Here is a 24,946-nt window from a genome sequence, read left to right as displayed (position 1 = left end):
CGTGCCCGTGGTTTCCCCTTCAATCATTGCTGGTTCGCTTGCAGTTGGTGATTTGTAGCTAAAAGCCGGTTCGTCGGTACGTTCAGTGACAGAGATAAGCCTTCAGGCCGCCAGTCGCGGGAAATCGTTCCATTCAAGCCCTGTACTGTTGCTTTCTCGAGCGTCGCGCCGAAACCTTTTCGCTCGGGAGGCTGCTGGATCACTACATCTGCAACTTCCTTCCAATGCAGATGTAGTTCGTCGTTAGAAACTGAAATATCAATGGTAAGTTGGCCATCAGGTGACGATAAAGCGCCGTATTTGGCGGAGTTTGTTGTCAGTTCATGCAACAGAAGCGCGAAAGAAGTTAAGCCATTTCCTGCGATAGGAACGTCGATACCTGAAATCTCGATTGGCGTTTGGCGGTTGCCTTGATGGGGCGCAACAATTGCTTGGATCAGTTTGATAACAGAAGTTTCGCGCTCAACTGAAATATCCTTTCCGAGCACTGGAAGTGTGAGTTCATGAGCCCGCGCTAGCGACTGCATACGTGATCGAAGATCAGCTACAAGCTGATCGATATTATCTGCTGAGCGAGCGCTCAGAGAAATGAGGCCGGACGCGAGGCCAAATAGATTCTTGATCCGGTGATTAGTTTCCTGAAGGAGAATATCTTTTTGCTGAGCAGCCTGCCTTAGTGCATCAGTTTGCGCGGCAAGTTCATCGCGTTGCGCTGCGAGTTGCTGCTTTTGACGATAGAGGTCATAAAAGACGCTCGCTTTGCTTCGAAGGATATCCGCTTCGATTGGCTTTTGAATAAAATCAACAGCGCCGGCTTCATAGCCTTGGAAACGTCGCTGGCCACCTGCACCTGCTGTAACAAAAATAATTGGAACGTGTTTGGTGCGCTCGTTGCCCCGCATCAACTCTGCGAGTTGGAAACCGTCAAGTCCAGGCATCTGAACATCGACTAGTGCGAGTGCCACCTCATGCTCCAAAAGCAGTTCTAGAGCCTGATCTCCTGACGTCGCCTTAAGCAGGTGCAGGCCATCGCGCCGCAAGAGAGCTTCTAATGCGACTAGGTTTTCCTCAAGATCGTCAACGAGGAGAAACGATGCGGGTTTCATGTGTTGACTTAAACCTCTCTTAAATACTGGACGATCGCTTGAAGCGATAGAACTATTGCATCCGGACATCTGCTAAAAGTGGCTTCCGGCATTGTTGAAACAAGTGCTTCGTCAGGGTCCTGAACAATGACTGTTCCACCGGCAGCGCTAATAAGCGCACTTCCGGCAGCACCGTCTTCATTGGCACCTGATAAAATCACAGCGATCAGCTCTGCTCCAAATACGTCACACGCGCTCTCAAACAGGACATCGATCGAAGGCCTTGAATACAAAACAGGACTGTCTTTTGAAAGCGACAATGTGCTGCCTGCCTCGACAAACAAGTGATAATCCGGGGGCGCAAAATAGATTTTCCCAGGATCGAGCGGCTGCCCGTCTTCAACTTCAATGACGGGTAGACGGCACTTTTGTCGGAAAAGTTCAGACAACAGACTGTGCTTATCGGGCGGCAGATGTACCACGACAATAACAGGAATCGGGAAACTTGTTGGCAAGTTCGGGAGTATCCCCGTCAGTGCGTCAAATGCTCCCGCGGAAGCACCTATCACAACTGCCTGAGCGGGAGTCGTTCTCATGTTGAAGCTCGTTGGTAGATTTTCTCCTCACGCACAAAGTCAGCAAACGCGCCGGCATGAGCCGAAAAGCGCACACTTTCTTTTGCTCCCAATCCGAGAAAGCCGCGATGTGTGAGAGATTCTTTGAATAGGCCAAAAACACGGTCTTTTAGTTCTGGATCAAAATAGATAAGCACGTTGCGGCAGGAGATTAGGTGCATTTCGCCAAATACTGCATCGGTTACCAGACTATGGTCTGAGAAAACGACATTGCGGCGCAGTGTCTTGTCTAGCGAAATACGGCCATAAGCGGCCTGATAATAGTCTGACAGCGATGTTTTACCGCCTGACTGCTGGTGATTTGTCGTGAACGATTGCACTCGCTCGATTGAATAAACGCCCGCTTCTGCCGCTTGCAACGCTTCTTGGCTTATATCTGTTGCGTAGAATATGGTGCGGTCTTCCAGGCCCTCTTCACGGAACAAAATCACCATTGAGTACAGTTCCTCACCGCTACTGCACCCTGCGATCCAGACCTTCAATGATGGGTAAGTGCGCAGATGGGGAATAACACGCTCACGAATTGCCCGGAAATAATCTGGATCACGGAACATGTCGCTGACTTGGACGGTTAAGTAGCGCAGTAACTGCGGCAACATTTCAGGATCATGCAACAGTCGCTCCTGCATGGCCGAAAAGCTTGGAAATCCCATTTGCTGGCGGGCCTGTGTCAGGCGGCGCTTGATCGACCCCATTGAATAGCAGCGGAAATCATAATGATAGCGAAGAAACAACGCCTCAAGGAGTAACCTGATCTCGATTTCTTCAGCTGAGCGGGTCTGTTCGACGGTCTTCATTTAGGCATCCAGACGCGAACGAGCGACAAGAGTTTATCCACGTCGAGAGGTTTGGCCATATAGTCACTGGCACCGGCTTCGATGCAACGTTGCTGATCATCTGGCATCGCCTTGGCGGTCAAGGTGATAATTGGCAATTTTTTGAAGGCGGGGTTCTCACGAATTTGTTTGGTTGCCGCCAGCCCATCCAGCACAGGCATCATTACATCCATAAGCACAAGGTCAATCCGTGTATCTTGCTGACCCAAGGAGTGTTCTAACGCCTCGACCGCTTCAACTCCATTGCGGGCAATTACGACCTGAGCGCCGCGTGGTTCAAGGATATTGGTTAACGCGTACACGTTGCGAATGTCATCTTCGACTATCAGAATTCGGCGGCCTTCGAGCAAAGCGTCCCGATGACGGGCTTTCCGGATCATTTGTTGCTGTTCCGCCGGCAATTCAGAGATGATCTGGTGAAGAAACAGACTAACTTCATCTAAAAGGCGCTCGGGAGATTTTGCGCCCTTAATGATAATTGACTTGGAATAGCGGCGAAGCTTCTGTTCATTTTCTGACGAAAGTTCGCGGCCAGTGTAGACGATGACAGGTGGAAACGCATAGGCGCTTTCGTTGCTGAGTGTCTCGAGCAAAGAAAAACCTGATGCATCGGGGAGCGAAAGATCAAGTACCATGCAATCAAAAGTCTGTTCGCGCAAGAGATTAAGGCATTCGGCCGCGTTGCTGGCGGTCATGGTCTCAACGTCGCTGGAGCCTAATAGTTTGGCGACAGCTTCACGTTGCCGCTCGTCGTCTTCAACGATGAGAACGCGATGCATCCGTTGGGAGAGCTTGGCTTCGAGCTTACCGAGAACGTCCACAAGCTGCTCACGACTGACAGGCTTCGTTAGGTAACCCACCGCGCCCAAAGAGAATGCTGTCTGCGTATGATCGCCTGCTGAGATGACATGTATCGGTATGTGGCGCGTTCGCACGTCGTTTTTCAGGCGGTCTAGAACAGACAAGCCTGATTGATCGGGTAGCCCGACGTCTAGAACGATAGCATTGGGTGAAAAATCCCTTGCGACCCTAAGCGCTTCTTCCGCCGTGCGTGCAACCACCGAATAAAAACCCATTTCGCGAGACAGATCGCGCACGATTGCTGCGAAAGTATCGTCATCCTCGATGACGAGCAGAACGCGCTTATCTTCATTGATTGCTTCGCGATCGTCCTCCAGGAACCGGTGAGCCGGGATCACGGGCCGGTTCGACTGTTGTTGCGCATCCGTCCTTTCGGGTAAGGACAAGGATTGTGCATGTTCTGATGCTTTGATCCCGCTAATATATCTTACGGGGACTGTCAGCGTAAATGTGCTACCCTTTCCGAGCGCACTTTCGACGGTAATTGATCCGCCCAACAATTGAGCAAGCTGACGTGATATGGACAGTCCCAATCCCGTGCCTCCGTAACGTCGGCTAATGGTGCTGTCAGCTTGATGAAAAGCTTCAAAAATGTTTCTAAGCTGCTCTGTCGAAATCCCAATACCGGTATCGCTCACCGAGAAGGCAATTCTCTCATCGTCATCCTTGGCGATAGAAAGGGACACCTCGCCCTGAGCGGTGAATTTAATCGCATTCGAGATGAGATTTTTGAGTATTTGCTCAAGTCGTTGTGGATCGGTCTCTAACGATCTGGGCAGATTTTCTGCCATCTCAATGTTGAATTCGAGCTTCTTTTCATTGGCGAGAGGTTCAAAAACCTGACGCAACGCCGACGACATGCGTGCCAGAGGCATCACCTCAGGATGAACATCAACATGGCCTGCTTCGATTTTCGAAAGATCGAGAATGTCATTAATCAGGTTGAGAAGGTCATTGCCAGACGACTGGATGGTACGAGCGTATTTGACTTGCTCGTCGGTCAGGTTTTCATCCGGATTATCTGCCAGAAGTTTAGCAAGAATTAGCGATGAATTCAGCGGAGTGCGAAGTTCATGCGACATATTGGCGAGAAAATCGCTCTTATACTGGCTTGAGCGCTCAAGTTCCTGCGCTTTGAGTAGTACCGCAGCGTTGGCGCGTTCGAGATCTGTGCGCTGTATTTCCAGCTGGTTCGCCTGTTCCTCGAGCTGACTGTTGGTCTGCTCCAACTCAGCCTGTTGCTGTTCAAGCCGTGATTGAGATTCTCTGAGAACCCGGCTTTGTTCTTCTAATTCTTCATTTGAAACACGGAGCTCTTCACCCTGTGCTTGCAATTCTTCGGATTGCTGCTGCGTCTCTTCAAGTAGATTCTGCAGTTCTCCGCGATACACAGCCGCTTGGACGCTAAGAGCGATTGCCTCGGAGGCTTCCGTGAGCAAAGCGATTGCTTTTTCGTCTATCGGCTTCAAAAATCCGAGTTCAACTACAGCATTGACCGTTCCTTGAATGGTGCCCGGTAAGATGATGAGGTGTTTAGGCTTGTCGCTACCAAGCGCTGAGCCGAACGCCAAATAGCCGTCTGGAATATTGTCTAAGACAACAACGTTTCCGCTTGCCGCCGCCTGCCCAAGTAGACCTTCACGGCGTGCAAATTCAAGTGGAACTGAACGATCATCAGGCACGCCATAAACTGCTACACGGCGATAGTGATTACGCTCGCCACTAAAAAAAGCGCCTGCAACTGCACCGGTGTATTGAGTAAGGTAATCAAGGATATTCGCACCAAGTTCGTCGATACGTTGATCGCCGATCATCGCGGACGCCAAACCAATTTCGCCGTTCTGAAGCCATTCTTCGCGAGATCTAATCAGCGCACCCCTGCGCAACAAATATCCGACTACTGCTGTTAAAACGAGCCCCAACGCTCCTGCGAGGACTGTACTGATCAGGGCCCGAGTTTGGGCCTGCGCCATTTCAATCAGACGTGCAGCGCGCATTTCATTTTCGAACTGGATCATTGCGTCGACCGTCTCACGGATCGCGTCCATTTCCAATTTTCCGCGGTCGGAACGAACCAACGGAAGCGCAGCCTCAAGGCCCTGCGCCCGACGCAATTCAATGGCTTCACTCATCTCGGCGAGCTTGGCTGCTACGTGTTGTCTTAACTTCGCCAATCTGTCTTGTTGCCCGAAACTTTCCTCGGTGCGCTTGGACACTCGTTCGATCTGATCTGTGATACCGCCCACTGCTGTTCGATAGGGCGTGAGATAGCCCTCTTCACCGGTTAAGAGAAAACCGCGCTGTCCGGTCTCGGCATCCTGAAGCTTTGATAACAAGCTTTGAAGAGAAACGATGGCACGATGGGTCTCAACGATTTTCTGATTTGCAATGCCTACGGTTTGAAAGTTTACATAAGTCACGATCCCGCTGAGAACAAAAAATGTCACAGCGGCGGCAAGTCCCATGGCTATACCGAAATCTAGCCCAAACAGCTTTCCCGAATGGATCGAACGCGCCCGCTCGGTCATCAATAACCTGCCTTCAATACCAGATTGCTGGAATTAATTGTGTACGGAGTGCCAAGAGAGGCGACCAAAAGTCTGGATAGGCAATTCGCGTGCCATTCCCTTTTGCCGTTACCATGAGACAACATGATTCGCGCGCCCTTTTGATTCCAAAGTTAGATCAATAGCTTAATGCCATCAGTGTGTCCGTCCATTAGTAGACACAAACGGTGCTTGTCGCAATGCCGTCGAGCTTTACGTTAGACGGCAAACTCGTGCGCCAAAATTGAAAATTACAGCTGTGACGGTATCGCAATAGCAAAATCAGGCCGTGCTTTCGCTTTGATACCAAGCCTAGAGGCTTAGTCCGAAGCGAACCCGGCCTTCCCCGTGTGCAAGGTTGCTGTTGCGACTGAGCGTCAAATGTAGTGGCGAAACGATCCTGGACACCGGCCAGGTTTCCATTGGAATGGCAAAGCCTGGATTATTCCAGCAGGCGGTGATGCGAAAGAAAAGATATTTATGGACCATTTCCGCAGTTCAGACGTTTCATCCAAATAGTGGAACCGATTTGACGGGTAGTTACTGCTCGTTATCCAAAGTTCATGACAGTCAAAATTCATGATGATGTAAAAGAGACAGAAGGAAGGCTGATGTTGAGCCCCAAATTTGATAATGCATATCCCGCCAGATCCACTGATTGCGAAGAAGCGGTGACGCCGTCTTTAACTAACATTTTAAAGAATGCAACTCTAGGCGGGCGTTCAGAAGAGGATGCAGATGCAGTCGTGGAGGGCACGAGTGTTCCCGGCGTTCGCGACCTCATTTCGGAAGCAGTTGAGGCTGGCTGGACCGCCAAAGAGGCTGTGCAAGCCATCAAGGTTGTCTCAGAGCGGCTTCAACGTGGCGTGGTTGGTAGAGAGCTTCGTCAGTAAAGGTGCTTAATTATTAGATGACCCCGATGGGATAAAACAAGCTGCCGCCCTCAGTTGTGGTTGAAGGTGTCGCCAATCCGCGCTTGATGCATCTATGGTTACCCTGTGCAAAACTGGTTCAAGCGAAGCCGGTACGTGACGCATTATCTTGGCTTTCATACAGCCGAGAGGGACAACCGTCTTACACTGATAGCGGCGATCAAGGCGTACGTCTCATGGCATAGGGTCGGTCGATCGCCACGGTGCCAACCATTTCCATTTATAAATGGAGGGCACTGCATTCGCGATAGGCCATCGCGAATATCGGCATTGCGGCTCGTACCCTTGTTCCGCCGGCTTGAGAGTGTGCTTAGCTCGTATATCCACCCGAAAAAGTTTTCGCGCTGCTGACCATTGGCCTTTGTACACGAGTATGCACTGCCGCTGGTCGGCAACGGTACGCGAATAAACATGCTGAGTTGGAAGGAGATCTGTGTACTGGATGTCCTTCGTCGAACACGGGCATATCAGTTGGCATTACGCCTAACGAAACCCATGCAACCAACACCCTTGATGAAATATAGATAATCCTGCAGAATATCTATAAAGTGATTCTGCAAAGGAAATTATATGTCTGAGATCGTCGAAAATGATGTCTTTCTTCCTGGTTTTGCGGGCAATAGGCCGCTTCTGACACAGGAGGCCGCATATATTATCTATAAAAAGCCTTTTTTCGATCTCATTTTTGAAGCTCAAAGGGTTCATCGCGAGAATTTTGATCCGAATGTCGTTCAAACGTGCCAATTGATGTCGATAAAAACTGGAGGCTGTCCTGAGGACTGCGGATACTGCAGCCAGTCGATGCACAATCCAACTGGCCTGAAAGCATCCAAGCTTCTTCAAGTCGAGAGGGTCATCGCTGAAGCAAAGAAGGCGAAAGCTGCCGGTGCAACGCGTTACTGCATGGGCGCTGCGTGGCGAAGTCCTAAAGACAGAGACATGGCAGCGATAATGGCCATGATTAAGGGCGTGCGGGCGCTCGGGATAGAAACATGTATGACGCTCGGCATGTTGAGACTCGACCAGGCACAAGCTCTGGCCGCCGCTGGGCTCGATTACTACAATCACAACATTGATACTTCCGAGAGTTTCTACAGTGAAATTATTACCACGCGGAAATTTGATGACAGGCTAAATACACTGCATAATGTACGGGCGGCCGGAATCAACGTTTGTTCGGGCGGCATTTTGGGAATGGGAGAGACCATAGAAGACCGGATTTCTATGCTTCTCACGCTGGCCAATCTGCCTACTCCGCCTGAGAGTGTCCCGATTAATCAGCTAATCCCCATCCCTGGTTCGAAATTGCAGGGCGCCCAGATGGTCGATCCCATCGATTTTGTTCGAACGATTGCCCTCGCACGGATTTTGATGCCAAAATCCTATTTAAGGCTCTCTGCAGGCCGAAATGCGATGAGCGATGAAATGCAAGCTCTGTGCTCTTTTGCTGGAGCCAATTCTATTTTCATCGGGGAGACGTTGCTAACAGCAGGAAACCCCGGGGAGGATCATGACGCAGTTCTTTTCCGCCGCCTTGGGATTACGACTGCAACCACGGCGAATCTGAACTGATTATGGCCATGTTCAAGGACTACACAGCTACCTTGCATCAACTGGAGAGCAAAGGACGACTTCGGCGGCTTGTTCCATCCGCTGGCGTTGATTTTACCTCCAATGACTTTCTCGGCTTTGCTAATTCTCAGCGATTAAAGTCTGCTGCCAAAAGCGCAGTCGAAAGAGGAGTGCCAATTGGTTCAGGTGGATCCCGTCTTTTGCGCGGTAATCATCCCGAACACGAGGCACTCGAAAGTGAAGCAGCATCATTCTTCGGCGCACAAAAGGCTCTCTACTTTGCAAACGGTTACCTCGCTAACTTTGCGCTATTTTCGAACTTACCGTCCCGAAGTGATCTGATCGTCTTTGACACGCTTCTCCATGCTAGCGCACGAGATGGCATTGTCGCCAGCAAGGCGCGATCTGTTGCTGTTTTACACAATGACGTCAATCATTTCGAAGCTGTAGTTCGTAATTGGCGTGAACAGGGTGGGAAAGGAAGGCCTTGGATCGCCGTTGAAAGCCTTTATTCGATGGATGGCGATAAAGCACCACTCGCTGAACTGGCCGACGTTGCGGCGAGACATAACGGCCTCCTTGTCATTGATGAGGCGCATGCAACTGCTGTGCTAGGTGATGGCGGCAAGGGACTCGCTTCGTGCTTAGGTTCGCAAGAAAACTTTATAATTTTGCACGCTTGTGGGAAAGCTCTTGGTATCTCAGGTGCGCTAGTTACGGGGCCAGAGGTCTTGATAAGTTGTCTAATCAACCGCGCGCGCCCTTTCATTTACTCCACTGCTCCTTCACCGTTGATCGCTGCATTAGTTCGCGAAGCTCTTTGCATGGTCAGTGAAGAACCGGAAAGGCGGCAATCACTCGAACGGCTTGTCGCCTTCGCTGGCGATGAAATTTCGAGATTGCTTGATATCTCGCCTGAAGGCACTCACATTCAGCCCATTTTGCTTGGCAGCAGTTCCCGCGCTAACACAGTTGCGTATGCCCTGCAGCGAAATGGTTTTGACATCCGCGCTATACGCCCCCCGACAGTACCAAACGGGACCGCTCGGCTTCGTCTTTCTATTACACTCAATGTCAACGAACAGCGCATCGCCGAAATGCTCACCTGTCTCGCAAGGACCCTGGAGGAAACACCGGTATGACATATCGTCTTGTCATCACAGGAACCGACACTGGCGTCGGCAAAACCATCTTCTCCGCGGCGCTGACTTCGGCATTGAAAGGATATTATTGGAAACCTGTTCAATCTGGTCTTGCGGACGAAACGGACACTGAAACAGTCGCGCGGCTGTGTGATCTACCCCCTAAGCACTTCCTCAGGGAGGCCTATCGACTACGCATTCCAGCGTCGCCCCATTATTCGGCAATGCACGAAGGCGTGGAAATCATCGCTGAGGTTCTTCTGCCGCCATCCGAGATTGATGCGCTGATCATTGAAGGCGCAGGCGGTCTACTGGTCCCTCTTTCAAAGAAACTTCTCTTTGTTGACCTGTTCGCCGAATGGCAACTTCCTGTTGTGATCTGCGCGCGTACCTCGCTTGGTACCATCAATCATACTCTTCTCTCAATCGAAGCACTGCGTCAGCGCAATATACCTATTTGCGGCGTAGCGTTTATTGGCGATGAGAATAAGAACACACAAAACATAATCGCTGAAATTGGGAAAATAAGGATATTGGGCCGATTACCGTTTTTACCAAACTTGACCAAAGAAACCTTACGGGATGCTTTCAACCGGAATTTTGATATCATGACGTTTAAGGATGCCAGTTCGTGACCCACTCCCCGACTTGGTATCCGTTTACCCAACATGCTCTTGATCTGCCTTTTAAGACGATCAAGACAACGGAAGGTGCTTATCTCTTCGATGAAGATGGAAATCGCATCTTCGACGCTATTTCTTCTTGGTGGGTTACAACTCACGGGCATCGTCACCCTCGTATCATGGCCGCAATCCGGCATGCATGCGAAAACATTGATCAAATCATCTTTTCAGAATTCACGCATGCGCCAGCAGAAAACCTTGCTAAGAAGCTATTGGCATTTGCACCGAGTGGACTTGGAAAAGTCTTCTATTCCGACAGCGGTTCCACGGCTGTTGAGGTTGCTATAAAGATGGCACTTGGGGCCTTCTATAACCGTGGCATTGCCCGCAATCGGATCGTGGTCATGGAGCATAGCTACCACGGCGACACAATCGGCACGATGTCAGTGGGGGAGCGTGGTGTCTTCAACGCTCCTTTCACACCGCTTCTGTTCAACGTTGACCGTATCCCCTTCCCCCAGATTGGTTCTGCGGAAAAATGCATCGATGCCTTTGAGGCGTGTTGCCGTCGCGGCAATGTCGCAGCGCTTCTTGTTGAGCCGCTTGTGCTTGGCGCAGGTGGAATGAAATTCTATTCCGCATCCGTGCTAAGTGAACTAAAGAATGTCGCAAACCGTTACGGTTGTCTGTTTATTGCTGATGAAGTCATGACCGGCTGGGGGCGTACGGGAACGCCTTTCGCATGTTGCCAAGCTGGTATAACCCCCGATATACTATGCACGTCGAAAGGTCTCACGGGAGGCTCACTCCCGCTAGCAGCAACTCTTTGTACCGAAGAAATTTTCAGCGCACATTTTTCGTCTGACCGCCGAAAAACCTTCTTCCATTCCAGTTCCTACACCGCAAATCCGATTGCTTGTGCCGCTGCACTGGCGAATTTAGATATATGGAGCGATGAGCCTGTCGCTGCTCGCATCGATAAGATCATCGAACTGAATGCTACAAATCTTGCGCGCTTTAAGAATGATCCAAGGTTTAACAATGTTCGACAATGCGGAACGATTGCAGCCCTTGATCTAGGTTCTGCTTCAAACGGATACTTGGCGGAAACTGGACAATTCCTTCGCAGGTTCTGTCGTGGGCGGGGAGTTTTGCTACGTCCGCTTGGAAATGTGGTTTACCTCATGCCACCCTACTGCTCCAGCGCAGATGATCTTTCAGCAACTTATGACGCGATCGATGAGGCTGCATCTCTTTGCGCGACGGTAACGACATAATGCTCACCCCATCTTCACGCATGGCCGGCTTTGGTCACTCCGTCCCGTCTCGGATTGTAAGAAATTCCGAGATCGAGGCGCAGCTTAGCCTGGAATCTGGATGGATAGAACGCCGAACGGGTATTAAATCACGCTATTGGGCGAATGAAAGTGACACACTAACCAACCTTGCAACGAAGGCGGGAGAAATGGCGCTTGATTGCGCTCAAATCTCACGTTCTGAAATTGCGTTGACTCTTCTTGCAACCTCTACGCCAGACCATCTCTTGCCGCCCTCCGCGCCCCTGCTCGCTCTTCGTCTTGGACTGACGCATTCGGGCGCTATTGATCTTACAGGAGCATGCTCAGGTTTTCTTTATGCCCTTAAGCTAGCGGACGGGTTCGTTCGAACTAGTGGCCAGGCTGTATTGATTGTTGCGGCGAATATCCTTAGTCGTCGCACAAACCCGCTTGACCGATCAACAAGAATACTGTTCGCGGACGGAGCAGGAGCTGTAGTTCTCCTTCCTTGTTCGGACAAGGAAGTAGGCCTCAAGGCTGCAGCTTTGTTGTCCGATGGAAGTGGATATGACCTAATCCAAATTCCTGCCGGCGGCAGCAATCGTCCATTTGATCCGAGACATTCAAAGGATGAACAGTTTATATCTATGCGGGATGGTCGTGAGGTCTTTTCAAGGGCGGTGTCGCTAATGACACAGGTCACTCGTAAAGTCATGGACCAGACTGCGCTTTCGTCAGCGCAGATAGATTATCTTATTCCTCACCAGGCTAATTTGCGCCTATGCAACGCCCTTCGCACGAGCATTGGAGTGCTGGAGGACAGAATGGATAGAAGCATCGAGCATTACGGAAATACATCCGCTGCAACGATACCGCTCGCGCTTTCTGTCAGGTATCAGCAACGTCAGTTCAGGTCGGGTGAGAAATTGATGATGACTGCAGCAGGCGCAGGTTTGTGCGCGGCGGCTGTATTATTTGTGATTTGACGGCGAAGTTGGCAAGGTCACAGACCGAGATCGTCTTTGGTTTGAACTATGAGCAATCACGACGTCTAGTCTAAATTGTGATTAATATCTGCGAAAGTAGCATGGTTTCTTAGTTGCTTGACCGAAACTTGATGTATTCTTCAAAAGTTATTGAAACAGCACCTAAAGTTACTTTTAACGCCAGTACGTCAAACACTGGAACGCATTGGCATTCAACGAAAAGAGGATAAGCAGGATGAACTAAAGACAGCTTACTGACGAGGTTTATCAGACACTGGAGAAGACCGGTGTCAGTTCGCGAAAAAACGTCAAGTAGCTACTTCATGAGGCTGAGTGCCTTTATGCGGACTAGTATTCTCCCAACAAAAATCCGCTTATATTCGCGAAATATTCACGCAGCCAAGCGTTGTAGCGCAAATAAAGCGGCGTTGGCGCAGGTATCCCTTGGATCGAAGTGAAGCCCGCCTTGCGTGCAATACGCATCGCCCTCGCCACATGAAAGTCACTGGTGACAAGCGCAATCGTATCATCAAGACTGATCCCATTGGCGCTTAGGATATTGGCACTGAAGCGGAGATTTTCATCCGTACTGGTGCTGCGCTCCTCAAGCATGATGCGATTCGTTGAAAATCCTTTGGCCGCCAAGAAGTCTGCCATTACGGATGCTTCCGAACAGCGAAGTCCGAAGTCAACTCCACCGCTAACTATGATGCGACTAGTCGGCCAATTCGAGGCAAGTTCAAGTGCTTTGTTCAGTCGTGATTGAAGGGTAGGAGATGCCGCACAGTTAGGCGTCCCAGAACCCAGTACCAAAATAGAGTTAGCGGATGGCAGATTGGCGGTCGGTTGTTGTAGTTCTTTGTGAATAAGAAAAAAATATCCCAGCAACGATGCTAACCACAGGAAGAATGCCGCAAGAAGGGCTCGCCAACAAAATCGACGAAAGCGAGATCTACTGAACCATCCCGTTATGCGACCCCATTGCAAAGAAAGAAGCACCAGGATCAGCCCCAGAAATGCAGGCAAGGTTACGCCGAAATTAAACAAACCCATCGACATAAGGATTCCGGCGTCAATCATCAGAAAGCCGCCGCACGTGCCTAGCAAAAATCTTATGATTGGATTGGATCTGTTGCCCTCGATAGCCAGTGATTGAACACTCAGTTTCTTTCTCCATACCTGTTAAGAGATGTCATTTCCGCAGCTGTTTTAAGCGTGTTCATTCGAGTTCATTGGGTAGCGAGGGTAATACAATGCCATCGAAGCCGAGATAAAGAGACCCAGCACCTAAAACGACCAGTCACATCTCACCCTGTGTTCGGTAGTATCACATGATTTGTGTCATTCTTATCGTTTTCAATTGCACCTTGTATCATTTCATCTGTAACACGCAGTTCCGCTCCGATTGGGGAGAAAGGTGTCGCTGGAGCAAATGGTGCGGCAGGGATTGATTCCGGCCTGGCGCCTCGTCTCCACGTGAAGAACCCTGCCATCAAAACATTTAGAATACCGAGCGCCCAGAACAAACCAGAAGGTCCGACTGCAGCCATGATGGGAGAAATAATCAGTGGACTGATCGCAGAACCGAGGGAGTTAATCAGTAACAACCCTTGAATCATCCGGACAAGCGCGTCGGCCGAAGTGCTGTCTGCAGAATAACTCACCGCCACCGGGTAAATTGCAAAGATACCACCACCGAGCAGAAAGAAAATGTAGATAAGCATTGGTGAACTTGGTGACATCGCAATTATTGCGCCGGCGAGAACAACACAAGTGATGCTTAGAATTATCAAAACGATACGCCGGTCTTGTCTGTCGGACCATCGACCAACGGGGTACTGCAGAACCATGGCACCGAAGATCACGCTTGCCATCATCGTGCCGACATCGCTCACATTCAGTCCAATACGTTGGAGATAAAGCGGTAGCAGCGCATAGATTGCAGCAATAGCAATACCAGATCCGAAGCAGCCAATGACCCCGCTGGGTGTCATACGCAACAATTCAAAGGGCTTGAGCGGTTCTATCTTCTCAACGACCGGAGTTACTTTTGGAAGTATGACTATTGGCAAGACCGACAAGGAAGCTAACATTCCAGCTGCCATGAAAGGCGCAACAGTTCCCCAGGAATCAATAACGCCGAGGCCAGCCTGCCCCATCATCCCAGACCCGTATAGCGCAATCATATATAGAGCGAGAATCCTTCCGCGCATCTTTTCGTCCGAAGCGAGCAGTAGCCAACTCTCGATGACGAGAAATACCCCGATAGCAGCCCATCCATATAGTAATCGAAGAAAAAACCAGAACCACGTGTCAAAATATAGGCCCTGAAGCAGCACACTTACGGCTATAAGCGATGCGAAACTGCTATAGGCACGAATATGGCCAATTCTCACAATCAGACGATCGTGAAATAATGCACCTAGCGTTAATCCAATAAAATATGCGGAGGAAACGATCCCAACAACCGTTGCAGTCTCACCCGCCGCGTCTAGACGCAATGTGGTCAGTGATGACAGGAATCCGTTCCCAATACTGACAATAAACAGTCCCAGAAGCGGCGCCAGCACCATTGCCAGCAATTGCGTAGACATATTGACCTCAAAAGACCAGGCAAGCCCGAGTTGTATCCCATTGCCCTCTGCCGAGTGTTCATCAATGCACCTTGGAGGTGATGCTCCGACGAAAGAACCCTGATTCATTTGGCGCGTCGTTGAAAGGCAGAACGCGAACCGTGCAGTGACAATCAGAATAATTAAAGATTCGGCGTTGGCTTATAAACACTACGCCTGCCGTTTCAAGAAGAGTTTCATATGCTTGCGATCACGCATCGTTGACGATGCGTGCCATAAAAAATTCACAACCGTGAGGATCCAAAATGAAAGCCACTAAAGGCGTGGCTAAGCACTGTCAATTCATAGACTATAGCGGGAGTGCTCGATTAATCTGGTTGACTTGATTTCTCAAAAATTAGTGCGAACAAATTACAGCGATAAGTCTATGAACTAGGGATTCAGCGCGTACTCGTTAACTGCCGGTATCATCGCTTTACCAAGTAATCACTCACTGGCGACTTGATGACATCAAGACCCTCTGCCAGTTCGCAATAAGCGGCGGACGAAGAACTCCAATTCACACCTCGTGTTTGGAAGAATAGCTTCAATTCCGCACTCATTTTGTCTTTTGCATTCATACCGGCCGCTTCCATGAAGGCTTGGCCGGATGAAAACATTGTCTTTGCGATGCTCATCACAGAATCTCGCCTGGCATCCAATTTCTTGTCATCGATGGAATAGTTTGGACTCTGTTCCGCGATCCGCTGCGTTATCGCTTTAATGAACACGATCTGATTCATTTCGCTGGCGACTACTCGTTGCGTGATAGACAGTTCTGCTGAGCGTGCACCTGTTGTCGCGCAGGAGACAATAATAGCACCAAGTAAAATTGTTTTTTTCATTTGTTGCTCAATACCCGACATTGTTAAAGTAGTCCGATATCCATCGCGAGTCGTTTGTTGGACTTTTAATTGACGTTCTTCATTTTAGCTACTGCTCAGATATCAGGAGGCTGTCAAGCTGCTGCGACTGGCTGTGAACCACGATCACTTGTAAATTTCTGCATATCGAGAAAGATTGCAACAAAGTGAATAGGGATCTAAGCAGTGTCAGAGTTGCGCAATGGTAAGAAAGTCACTGCTTCTTGATGAAGGTTCCAGCCCGCAACACTGCTTCTTCTAATCGCCGAGCGCCGGGTAGAAGACAACCAAATTGACTGCACCGACAATGAGGCCAGTCTAATATGCCGCACTGGGCGCCACACGCTATCCTAAAATGTATTGGCGCACGCTGGACATTCAGCAGTATGTATTATCTTGTTCTGTTTTCCGGTACGAGCGAACAAAATTCAAGATGATCAAGCACCATTTGGCGTGCGCTGCCCCCCTCCGGGAACGGTCCAGCCTGTCTTTATCGGCGGATGGAAACTAGCGGTAAACAATTAGGGCAAGTCCTGCGACTACAAACGCAGCGCCAAGCCAAGCACCTCCAGCCGGACGCTCGCCCGTCCGTAACCACAACATTGGCAATATGATCACCGGCGTTGTCGCTGAAATGGTCGATATAATGCCTGTTTTGCCGCCTGAAAGTGCATAAAGGAGTAGTGTCATACCAACAGCTAATGCCACAAACCCCGACAGTGCTGTCATCGCGAGGACGGGTAAGGTTGGAGGATTACGGGGCTTGACCGAAGCGATAGGTAAACGGGTGAACGCGCTAAGGCATGCTGCAGCGACACCGACCCGCATCAGCGAGCCGACGAAAGGATCAATTCCGGACTCCATCACGGGGCGGACAATTATCGAACCAACGGCCTGTCCAAGTGCTGCAAGAATTCCAAATGAAACGCCGACCCATAATGCGCCTTTGACTGCCTCCCAAGGGTGTTTTTGATTGGGTCTTTTACCAAAGAAAATTGCGAGACAGACACCGAAAATTGTCAATCCAATCCCTAGAACCGAACGTAATGCGAGCGTTTCGCCCAGAACCAACCAACCCATGACCGCTGCTATCGGCGCATTCATCGCGAAAAGAATACCTGAACGACGAGGTCCCAAGCGATTTAAGGCGGCAAAAAGAACGGTGTCACCAAAGAAAATTCCAATGACGCCAGATAGCACAAGTGGGCCAATATTGCTAATATTCAACTCGCGCCAAGTTCCGGTAAAGACAACGTAAGTGAGGAGTAAACCCGTGACAAAAATTTGGCGTACATGATTAAATGTTGGTGCACCAAGATGCCCCGCTGGTCCTGCGGAGATAAGTCCGGTCACTGCCCAACAGGTCGCGGCACCAAATGCGGCGAGTTCGTAAATCAGCATTTGCTCCCCTTAGCCGATAACCAGAACAGGGCTAGGACGGATCAGTTTGCCTGTTTGATTCTTTCGCTCACGATTATCACCATGGCTCGTCCTTGGGTAGTATTGCTAAATTCTGTGCCCTACCCTTCAACAGTTACAGCCTTCTGAGATCAGAGTTGGCGGTCAACTGGAACCCCAGTGGGTTCGCCGAAGCTTGATAAGATTGCGCCCCCAGACATCACGACATTAACCGTTCGACTGCGACGCCAAGATGCAAGCATCATCAAAATTGGGATTTGATTATCTTGCATATGAGATATAGCTTTCGAAGCTCGCACATTAATGATTACCCAAAGATGGATATCACCGTCGATGCGTTTGACGCTTGGCCTCACTCTTCTAATATCGTTTACAAATTTATCTTTTTCATGCGAACCCGCAAGTGTGGATTGGCAGAGATTTATGGCTGTTTACGACAGAGATGCCGACGGTTTCATTTCAGACTCTGAATTTGTCAACGTGCTCGATTTTCCGCCATATGATTTTCCTCGAGAACAAGACATATCTCGTACAGATTTGTTTAGGTTTCTGGATGCTGATAAGAATAGCCAAATTGATGCAAATGAGTTTGTTGCAATCTACCAAATTCTTCCAAATGGATGCTTGCTATTCGATAGAAGCGGAAATTGAACCGATAAGGTTATTCAAGGACGCTATAGTTACGGCTCCTGGGAGACCTGTATTGAGAAATGTTGAAAAAATCCAATCATTCTCTGACACGTTCATCCACTTAAAATCTTTTCGTCCTCCAATGTTGCTCAAACGCTCACGGTAGTCAGGGTAAGTCTCTAGCGAATTTGATCTCGCAGGAGTGCTTCTAGCCAATCGACAAAAACACTCAAACGTCTGGATAGATGCTGCCTGCTAGGATAAAGTATTGTTAGAGGTAGAGGCTGTGCTTGATATGCTGGCATAAATTCGACTAATTCGTTGCTATCGATATGTGACTGCACGTCGTAAGCGGGAATCTGAATTAGGCCAAGGCCTGCGAGACAACAAGCTATATATGCTTCCGCATTGTTGACTGTAACGCGCCCCCGCAAAGCTTTCTTCTTTATTTCACCATTCTCCATCCACTCCCAGTCCTCGATCCGTCCAGTTGATGGCGATGCGTAATTAACCGCAAGATGACTGTCTAGCTCTTCCGGTCTGTCAGGTATTCCGTAGCGTTGGAGGTAATGAGGTGCCGCAACATTCAATAATGGCAATTCACCGATCGATCGGGCGATTAAGCTTGAATCTACAAGATGGCCCGCCCGCAGGACACAATCTACACTGTCCTCTGCTAGGTTGACCGCCCGATCCGTCACTCCGATGTCGATATTTATGTCAGGATATTGAGTAAGAAACGAGGAAAGTGCAGGCGCAACAATCAGCCGCCCAATTCTGCCCGGAACATTTATACGTATCTTGCCTGACGGTCGCGAAGCTTTTTGACGAAAAAGATTCTCAGTCTCTTCGACGTCGTAAATAACGCGTGTGCATCTTTCGTAAAATGCAATTCCATCGTTGGTTGGAGAGACGTTTCTGGTTGTTCTGTGGAGGAGTCTGGCGCCTATGCGGCCTTCGAGTTCCTGAATGGCAGCAGAAACAGATGATCGAGGCATATCAAGTGTCGCCGCCGCTCGGGTAAAGCTTGCACAGTCAACGACACGAATGAAGATACGAAAGAGGTCAATTCGGTCCACAGGTATCGGATCTCCATTTGTTCGCAAATTCTGACAAGTGATGTCAGAATACAGAGCTTTATACTGCATATCTAGACGGTATTTATATGATGCACGATTTCAAAAACCTGAATTCCTAACATCTGGAGACAGAGATGACTTCTCATAGCATCAAGGGAAAGACTGTATTGATTGCCGGCGGCGCAAAGAACCTCGGTGGCCTTATTGCGCGCGACCTCGCTCAAGAAGGCGCAAAAAGTATCGCCATCCACTATAATAGCCCATCAACAAGCGTCGAAGCGACTGCAACTGTTGCCGCCCTTAATGCACTTGGGACACAGGCAGTTGCTTTTCAGGCCGATCTTTCCTCCGCAGGGGCGGTAGAAAAACTTTTCACTGATGCCATTGCAGCAATTGGAAAGCCAGACATCGCGATAAACACAGTTGGAAAGGTTCTGAAAAAGCCCATTCTCGAGATTACTGAACAAGAATATGACGAGATGAGTGCAGTGAACGCAAAGGCCGCATTCTTTTTCATCAAGGAAGCAGGTCGCCATCTCAACGACAACGGTAAACTTGTGACGATCGTGACGTCCTTACTGGGTGCTTACACGCCTTTTTATTCCAGTTATGCAGGAACCAAGGCACCCGTGGAGCATTTCACGCGGGCAGCATCGAAGGAATTCGGAGAACGAGGCATCTCTGTCACTTCCATTGGCCCCGGTCCTATGGATACTCCATTTTTCTATCCGGCCGAAGGTGAAGATGCCGTTGCTTACCACAAGACAGCAGCTGCATTATCAAATTTTTCAAATACCGGTCTGACTGACATTGAGGATATTGTGCCTTATATTCGCTTTATGGTTTCGGAAGGATGGTGGATGACCGGACAGACGATACTCGTCAATGGTGGCTACACCACTAAATAATTTGAAGCCGCCGCTCCTCACAAGCGGCGGCCTTTCCATCGATATATTATAGCGGAAGAGACAAAAGCCACTGTGCTTAACCATGGTGTTGTCAGAACCGCTCGTCTCTTGGACATCAGCAGAATTCTGGCCAGTTTACCGCTCCAGTCTTGCAGCAGCAAAACGCCTGAGGCTGCATCCTAAGACGGATAAATTGAATGAATGCCAAAGCAATCAGAACATTCGATCTGCTAAAAAAACGCCAAACAAATTTTACAGAGCTCACTTCAGTCTACATCGTATCGCTTATGATATGAGGTTCAGTGCGCTTGTTGAAACGGCATAGAGAGAAAAATCGGTCAAGAAGATCTGCATGCCCTTTATATTTTGGTTGAGAGTTGCGCGCATAAGGTACGCGCTTCATGGATTTCACGTTCGCACGGTTGTGAGACAGTCTAGAGAACAGTTAGCTTGATAAAATTAGGTGCATTACGTTTGGCTTCGCGTTTTTTATTTTTTCTTTCACTTCAGCCGGCACCGTGGTTGACAGTAACGGCCTCAAGCTGAGGCCGCTCGAGCTGAATGGATTATTTGAGAACAATACCCTTTTGCGCGAGCCCTGCTTTCAAAGTGTCAATAATATCGTTTTTCGTCTCGTAGAAGTTGCGAGAATTTGCCCAGTATTCAATCCTTAATGTAATCTTTTCGGCGGTGAGATCATCTGACATGACACGAGGCGCTGGGTTGTTGCTTACGCGCAAGTCTGACCTGACTATCTCTGTCACTGCAGCCTTAATGGATTGAATTTCAACATCCGAGCTGACTGCAATGGATAATAGCTGGCGCCGTTCCGGCTCGCGACTAAAGTTAGTGATTGGTGTGTTCCAAAGTGTCGAATTCGGCGCCATTAGATAAAGACCGTCTTCAGTCTTAAGCTCAGTCGCAAACAGACCGACTTCAGAGATAGTGCCTTTGACGGCAGCGGTCTCGATATACTCTCCCACTCTGAACGGACGCAGCACGAGCAACATGATACCGGCGGCAATATTTTGCAGAGTACCCTGCAATGCCAGCCCGATAGCAAGACCCGCAGCGCCCAGCGCGGCGATAATAGATGCCGTCTGCACTCCGAATTGGCCAAGAACCATAACGAATACAAGCATAAGGAAAGCGTAGTGAAGTACGCGCGAAAAGAAACGCGCTAACGTTTCATCAATTCCACGCACGTTTGACAGACCTCTATATGCCCACTGGCTTAAAATTCGAGAGAAGAGCCAACCTCCGATCAGCAATATGACTGCACCAAGGAGCGAAAGCCCATATTGTATTGCCAATGCCCACAATTGCCCCAATCCTGCAGGAACGGCCGTGAGAGGGTTTGTCAGTTGATTTTCCATTCTGGACTAGGCTCCTTCAACGATGTTTGGTGTAAACTTCAAGTGTATATTCCATGCATTACAGCGTCGTAATGCTCCTCTATGGCTGAGGTGCAACTGCATGACTTTTTCCTCAAGGCAACTTCGTCCTCAATAATGACCATACCGCGACGCGTTGTGATGATGCCCTCCGCACGCAGTTGGCCAATTGTTCGCGTAACAAAAGTGCGTCCAACGCCAAGCATTTCAGACAACTGATCGTGTGTAAGTTCAAAATGACTTGAGCTAGTCCGTGCAGCAGCAGCTAGCAACCATTTGGCCGTTCTTTGCGTAATGGTGTGGGTGGCATTACAAGCAGCGGTCTGGAAAACTTGCGCCATAAGGCAGTCGGAATAGCGTGCAAACCAGTGTCGCAGAGCAACAGATTCCAACTTTACCTGCTCGAGAGCTGCTGTCTTGATACGGTAGAACCGCCCCGAATTGCGAACGATTGCCGTTGCGTAAGCTGGCAAACTGCCATTGGAGACGATACCGCCTACCGCACCTTCTCTCCCAATTAACGCGATTTCGACAGCACTATTATCAGCATCGATCCAGCGTTGGAAGCTGGCCATGGCCGGCCCACAAGGAAACCAGGTATTGACCACATCATCGCCGGCCTTGTGCAATATCGTCAGCGCTTCGAGGTCGAAGACCATCGTATGTGGTGAAAGTTTTTGACGATCGCTCTCGCTGAGCATCATCAGCAAAAGATTGTCTGAAAACTCCTGAAGAGGTTGAATGGTCATTGGAAGCATATCCCTATTTCACTGGAAAACTGTCCAGAAGTGGACAGACGGCTATGGGCCTCTATGTTACTTTTAGACATAACTCGCGTTAAAGATCGGAAGTTTCGTTTTGGAAGTCTTGGAAGTCTTGGAAGTCGAGTATCCATAAAATTCACGAAGTGAGCGAGATGTTCAGGTCCTAGCTTCGTAATGACCTCACATTTCGGCAACTGGTGATCTGCAATGCCATAGTTAGAAAGTGTGCTTTTAAAAATGTCCATTTCCGAACCCGTGAACCTTACGAACTGTGATCGGGAGCCAATTCATATTCCAGGTTCGATCCAGTCACACGGCGCAATGCTTGTGGTCAACCCTGTCAATCAACGGCTCTTGTTTGCTTCTTCCAATGTCCCAACGTTAACGGGCTACAAGGGTGATTTGATCCCTGGAACCGAAATTTCTTTAATTGTTGGCGAAAAGAATGCTCACGATTTCCGCAACGCTGCTGCTAAAGCGCGAGAACCTGGCCTTTCGTCAATCATCATTGGATTTCGTTTTCCAAGAAAGCAGGGCCTTTATGATGCGATCGTTCACACACACAACGGGCTAACTTTTGTCGAGTTCGAGCCCTCGCCAGATCGCGGACAAACTGCCCGGCAAGCCCTTGATCTCACACGCTCTGTGATCCACCGTCTCGGACGCGAAGAAAGTGTCTCGCGTGCGGCAACGGTTGCAGCTAAGCTCGTTCGCGCCATGCTGGGTTATGACCGCGTGATGGTCTACAGATTTTTGCATAACGGTGCTGGCCGGGTGATTGCCGAGGCAAAATCATCTACTCTGAAGAGCTTTTTGGGCCAGCATTTCCCGGCAAGCGACATACCCGCCCAAGCCCGAAAACTCTACGTCTCCAACACGATCAGAATGATCTCTGACACAGCTTCAGTACCCGTTGAGCTCGAACCCCGACTGGCTTTCTCTGAAGAGCCGGTGGATATGTCATTCGCACAGTTGCGCAGCGTCTCTCCGATTCATTGCCAATACCTCAACAATATGGGCGTTTCGGCATCGCTGTCCATCTCAATTATTGTTGATGGTGCTCTTTGGGGATTGATCGCCTGTCATCATGATCGGCCAAAGATTACAGCTCTGCCTCTGCGGATAGGAGCTGAGCTTTTTGGGCAGTACTTCTCCCTTCATATTGCAGCTTGTGAACGACGCGCGACCTTACAGGCGGCCGCAGAAGCACGAATGAAATTGGATAAGCTGGTTTCTCGACTTAGTACAAACAACTCAATGCGCGACGATCTTCTGGCGCAATTGCCAGAATTTGCAAAACTCGTTTCCAGTCATGGGGCGGCGCTTTGGATGGACGATAAATGGTTTGAAACAGGTGACGTTCTTGATGAAACGTCGACCCGCGAGCTTCTACAAGTAGCCAAAAAGGAGTCGCCAGGCGACATCTGGTCAACTTCGCAAATTGAAAACTATATTGAGGAGCATAAATCCAGCGTCGCCGGCATGGTGGCTATCCCGTTATCTGTAACCTTTGGCGAGTATCTGATACTCTTTCGTAACGAAGAAGCCCATCGGGTGGAATGGGCTGGCGAGCCTGTGAAGCAAATCGTTGATACACCGATGGGTCAACGTCTGACACCGCGCGGGAGTTTTGAAACGTGGCGCGAAGATGTTCGCGGACAATCAACCCCTTGGACGGAGACTGACTTGTCTGTTTCGCGCGCGATCGCAACATATCTTCGAGATGTGATACTTCGCCAAACTGAGATTTCCGAGAAAGAACGGATCCGCACAGATCAGCGAAGGCGCATACTAAACGCGGAACTTAATCACCGGGTTAAAAATATTCTGGCTCTGGTCAAATCAATTGCTCGGCAGACTGGTATGGGCGCCGACAGCGTCGAAGATTATGCACTGACATTGGAGGGTCGGCTGAGCGCACTTGCGTCTGCACACGATCAATCACTCGACGGCTCAAAAAGTGGTTTAGTTGCGACCTTGATGGAAACCGAGGCAAATCTTTATCGTGCAAACAGTACTTCGCCCAAGATTACCATTGAAGGTCCACCTACGGCGCTCGATCAGCGAGGTTATAGTGTTCTGTCGCTTGTTGTGCATGAGATGATGACGAATGCCGCAAAATATGGAGCACTTTCTACAACGCAGGGTCAACTGGCGATAAATTGGATTGTTCTGCCATCGGGGGAATGTGAAATTTCTTGGCGCGAAAGCGGAGGCCCAGTCGTTTCACCGCCATCACGGACAGGGTTTGGAACTAAATTGATAAGAAGTTCTATTGAATACGATCTGCGGGGAAAGGTTCATATCGAACACCGCATAAATGGCTTGGTCGCTACCTTTAACATTCCGGCCCTACACGTTAGCAAGGAACTGGCCGACGTCACATGCTCCAACGTCAAGACTACCGCCCATGTGCCTCCTCTTGATCGAACTTCAATTCTTGTGGTTGAGGATCAAAGCTTAATAGCGATGGATGTCGAAGACACGCTGCGTACAATGGGAGCAGGTGATATTCGTCTAGCGAGTGATGCTGACGAAGCCTTGTTGACCCTTCAATCATTTCAGCCAGAGGTGGCTATTCTTGACTTCAGTCTTGGAGCGGTCACCTCCGAAAAGGTCGCGGAAGATCTGTCGGACAAGGGAATACCCTTCATTTTTATGACTGGATATAGCGACCATTCGTCAATTCCTAAACGATTTCAGCATATAGAAGTCGTACGAAAGCCAATCAATGACATTGCTCTTGCTGTAAAGTTGGCGGCTGTGTTGAAATGATGGGCGA

The 24,946-nt window shown here is 49.4% G+C and carries 20 protein-coding genes; 9 read left to right on the top strand and 11 right to left on the bottom strand.

Going from position 1 to position 24,946, the window contains the following annotated elements; translation table 11 throughout:
* Nucleotides 1–23 precede the first annotated feature (23 nt).
* From KMS41_25515 to KMS41_25500, 4 genes are read right to left on the bottom strand one after another with little or no spacing between them, the layout of a single operon-like run.
* Complete coding sequence (locus KMS41_25515) at nucleotides 24–1,106, bottom strand: response regulator (GenBank protein QWK81205.1); 1,083 nt, start codon at nucleotides 1,104–1,106, stop codon at nucleotides 24–26.
* Between the two features lie 8 nt (nucleotides 1,107–1,114).
* The gene (locus tag KMS41_25510) at nucleotides 1,115–1,681 is read right to left on the bottom strand and encodes a chemotaxis protein CheB (protein ID QWK81204.1); all 567 of its coding nucleotides are present in this window, start codon (nucleotides 1,679–1,681) and stop codon (nucleotides 1,115–1,117) included.
* Nucleotides 1,678–2,517: a protein-glutamate O-methyltransferase CheR gene (locus tag KMS41_25505; protein ID QWK81831.1), complete on the bottom strand. Its 840-nt coding sequence runs from the start codon at nucleotides 2,515–2,517 to the stop codon at nucleotides 1,678–1,680. Before KMS41_25505 ends, KMS41_25510 begins: the two co-directional genes overlap by 4 nt.
* Nucleotides 2,514–5,945, bottom strand: a complete 3,432-nt coding sequence (locus tag KMS41_25500) for a response regulator (protein ID QWK81830.1) — start codon at nucleotides 5,943–5,945, stop codon at nucleotides 2,514–2,516. The genes KMS41_25505 and KMS41_25500 overlap by 4 nt, the downstream gene beginning before the upstream one ends.
* Nucleotides 5,946–6,574: 629 nt before the next feature.
* Here KMS41_25500 and KMS41_25495 point away from each other — a divergent pair.
* From KMS41_25495 to KMS41_25470, 6 genes are all read left to right on the top strand, one after another.
* Nucleotides 6,575–6,856 carry a hypothetical protein gene (locus KMS41_25495; GenBank protein ID QWK81829.1) on the top strand — a complete coding sequence of 94 codons (282 nt, stop codon included), beginning with the start codon at nucleotides 6,575–6,577 and terminating at the stop codon, nucleotides 6,854–6,856.
* Nucleotides 6,857–7,465: 609 nt separating this feature from the next.
* Nucleotides 7,466–8,467 (top strand): biotin synthase BioB, encoded by a 1,002-nt coding sequence (gene bioB, locus KMS41_25490; protein ID QWK81828.1) that lies wholly within the window; start codon nucleotides 7,466–7,468, stop codon nucleotides 8,465–8,467.
* Between the two features lie 2 nt (nucleotides 8,468–8,469).
* A complete protein-coding gene (locus KMS41_25485) occupies nucleotides 8,470–9,609 on the top strand; it encodes an 8-amino-7-oxononanoate synthase (GenBank protein ID QWK81827.1) in 1,140 nt (379 codons plus the stop codon).
* A complete protein-coding gene (gene bioD / locus KMS41_25480; GenBank protein QWK81826.1) occupies nucleotides 9,606–10,244 on the top strand; it encodes a dethiobiotin synthase in 639 nt (212 codons plus the stop codon). The genes KMS41_25485 and bioD overlap by 4 nt, the downstream gene beginning before the upstream one ends.
* Complete coding sequence (locus KMS41_25475; protein QWK81825.1) at nucleotides 10,241–11,509, top strand: adenosylmethionine--8-amino-7-oxononanoate transaminase; 1,269 nt, start codon at nucleotides 10,241–10,243, stop codon at nucleotides 11,507–11,509. Before bioD ends, KMS41_25475 begins: the two co-directional genes overlap by 4 nt.
* The gene (locus tag KMS41_25470) at nucleotides 11,509–12,495 is read left to right on the top strand and encodes a beta-ketoacyl-ACP synthase III (protein ID QWK81824.1); all 987 of its coding nucleotides are present in this window, start codon (nucleotides 11,509–11,511) and stop codon (nucleotides 12,493–12,495) included. The genes KMS41_25475 and KMS41_25470 overlap by 1 nt, the downstream gene beginning before the upstream one ends.
* Before the next feature lie 348 nt (nucleotides 12,496–12,843).
* On the opposite strand, the gene KMS41_25465 is transcribed toward KMS41_25470, so the two are convergent.
* The 4 genes from KMS41_25465 to KMS41_25450 form a co-directional block, all read right to left on the bottom strand.
* Entirely contained in the window at nucleotides 12,844–13,575 is a 732-nt protein-coding gene (locus KMS41_25465) for a YdcF family protein (protein ID QWK81823.1), read from the bottom strand.
* Between the two features lie 227 nt (nucleotides 13,576–13,802).
* Nucleotides 13,803–15,197: an MFS transporter gene (locus KMS41_25460; protein QWK81822.1), complete on the bottom strand. Its 1,395-nt coding sequence runs from the start codon at nucleotides 15,195–15,197 to the stop codon at nucleotides 13,803–13,805.
* A gap of 338 nt (nucleotides 15,198–15,535) precedes the next feature.
* Nucleotides 15,536–15,973, bottom strand: coding sequence for a hypothetical protein (locus KMS41_25455; GenBank protein QWK81821.1), 438 nt, complete (start codon nucleotides 15,971–15,973; stop codon nucleotides 15,536–15,538).
* 504 nt (nucleotides 15,974–16,477) lie between these two features.
* Nucleotides 16,478–17,371, bottom strand: a complete 894-nt coding sequence (locus KMS41_25450) for a DMT family transporter (protein QWK81820.1) — start codon at nucleotides 17,369–17,371, stop codon at nucleotides 16,478–16,480.
* Nucleotides 17,372–17,812: 441 nt separating this feature from the next.
* On the opposite strand from KMS41_25450, the gene KMS41_25445 reads away from it, so the two are divergent.
* Complete coding sequence (locus tag KMS41_25445; protein QWK81819.1) at nucleotides 17,813–18,040, top strand: hypothetical protein; 228 nt, start codon at nucleotides 17,813–17,815, stop codon at nucleotides 18,038–18,040.
* 158 nt (nucleotides 18,041–18,198) lie between these two features.
* Here KMS41_25445 and KMS41_25440 read toward each other — a convergent pair whose 3' ends face one another.
* A complete protein-coding gene (locus KMS41_25440; GenBank protein ID QWK81818.1) occupies nucleotides 18,199–19,098 on the bottom strand; it encodes a LysR family transcriptional regulator in 900 nt (299 codons plus the stop codon).
* A 134-nt stretch (nucleotides 19,099–19,232) separates the two neighbouring features.
* Here KMS41_25440 and KMS41_25435 point away from each other — a divergent pair, with 134 nt between their 5' ends.
* Complete coding sequence (locus KMS41_25435; GenBank protein QWK81817.1) at nucleotides 19,233–20,006, top strand: SDR family oxidoreductase; 774 nt, start codon at nucleotides 19,233–19,235, stop codon at nucleotides 20,004–20,006.
* A 566-nt stretch (nucleotides 20,007–20,572) separates the two neighbouring features.
* Here KMS41_25435 and KMS41_25430 read toward each other — a convergent pair.
* Both KMS41_25430 and KMS41_25425 read right to left on the bottom strand, forming a co-directional pair.
* Nucleotides 20,573–21,382, bottom strand: a complete 810-nt coding sequence (locus tag KMS41_25430; protein ID QWK81816.1) for a mechanosensitive ion channel — start codon at nucleotides 21,380–21,382, stop codon at nucleotides 20,573–20,575.
* A gap of 38 nt (nucleotides 21,383–21,420) precedes the next feature.
* Nucleotides 21,421–22,149, bottom strand: a complete 729-nt coding sequence (locus tag KMS41_25425) for a Crp/Fnr family transcriptional regulator (protein QWK81815.1) — start codon at nucleotides 22,147–22,149, stop codon at nucleotides 21,421–21,423.
* A gap of 252 nt (nucleotides 22,150–22,401) precedes the next feature.
* Here KMS41_25425 and KMS41_25420 point away from each other — a divergent pair, with 252 nt between their 5' ends.
* Nucleotides 22,402–24,939 (top strand): GAF domain-containing protein, encoded by a 2,538-nt coding sequence (locus KMS41_25420; GenBank protein ID QWK81814.1) that lies wholly within the window; start codon nucleotides 22,402–22,404, stop codon nucleotides 24,937–24,939.
* Nucleotides 24,940–24,946 lie beyond the last annotated feature (7 nt).

The sequence above is a fragment of the Ochrobactrum sp. BTU1 genome, from assembly GCA_018798825.1.
In the GTDB taxonomy this organism is placed as follows: Bacteria; Pseudomonadota; Alphaproteobacteria; order Rhizobiales; family Rhizobiaceae; genus Brucella.
The sequence above is the reverse complement of the archived record's forward strand: the minus strand, read 5'-3'. Positions and strand labels throughout refer to the sequence as shown.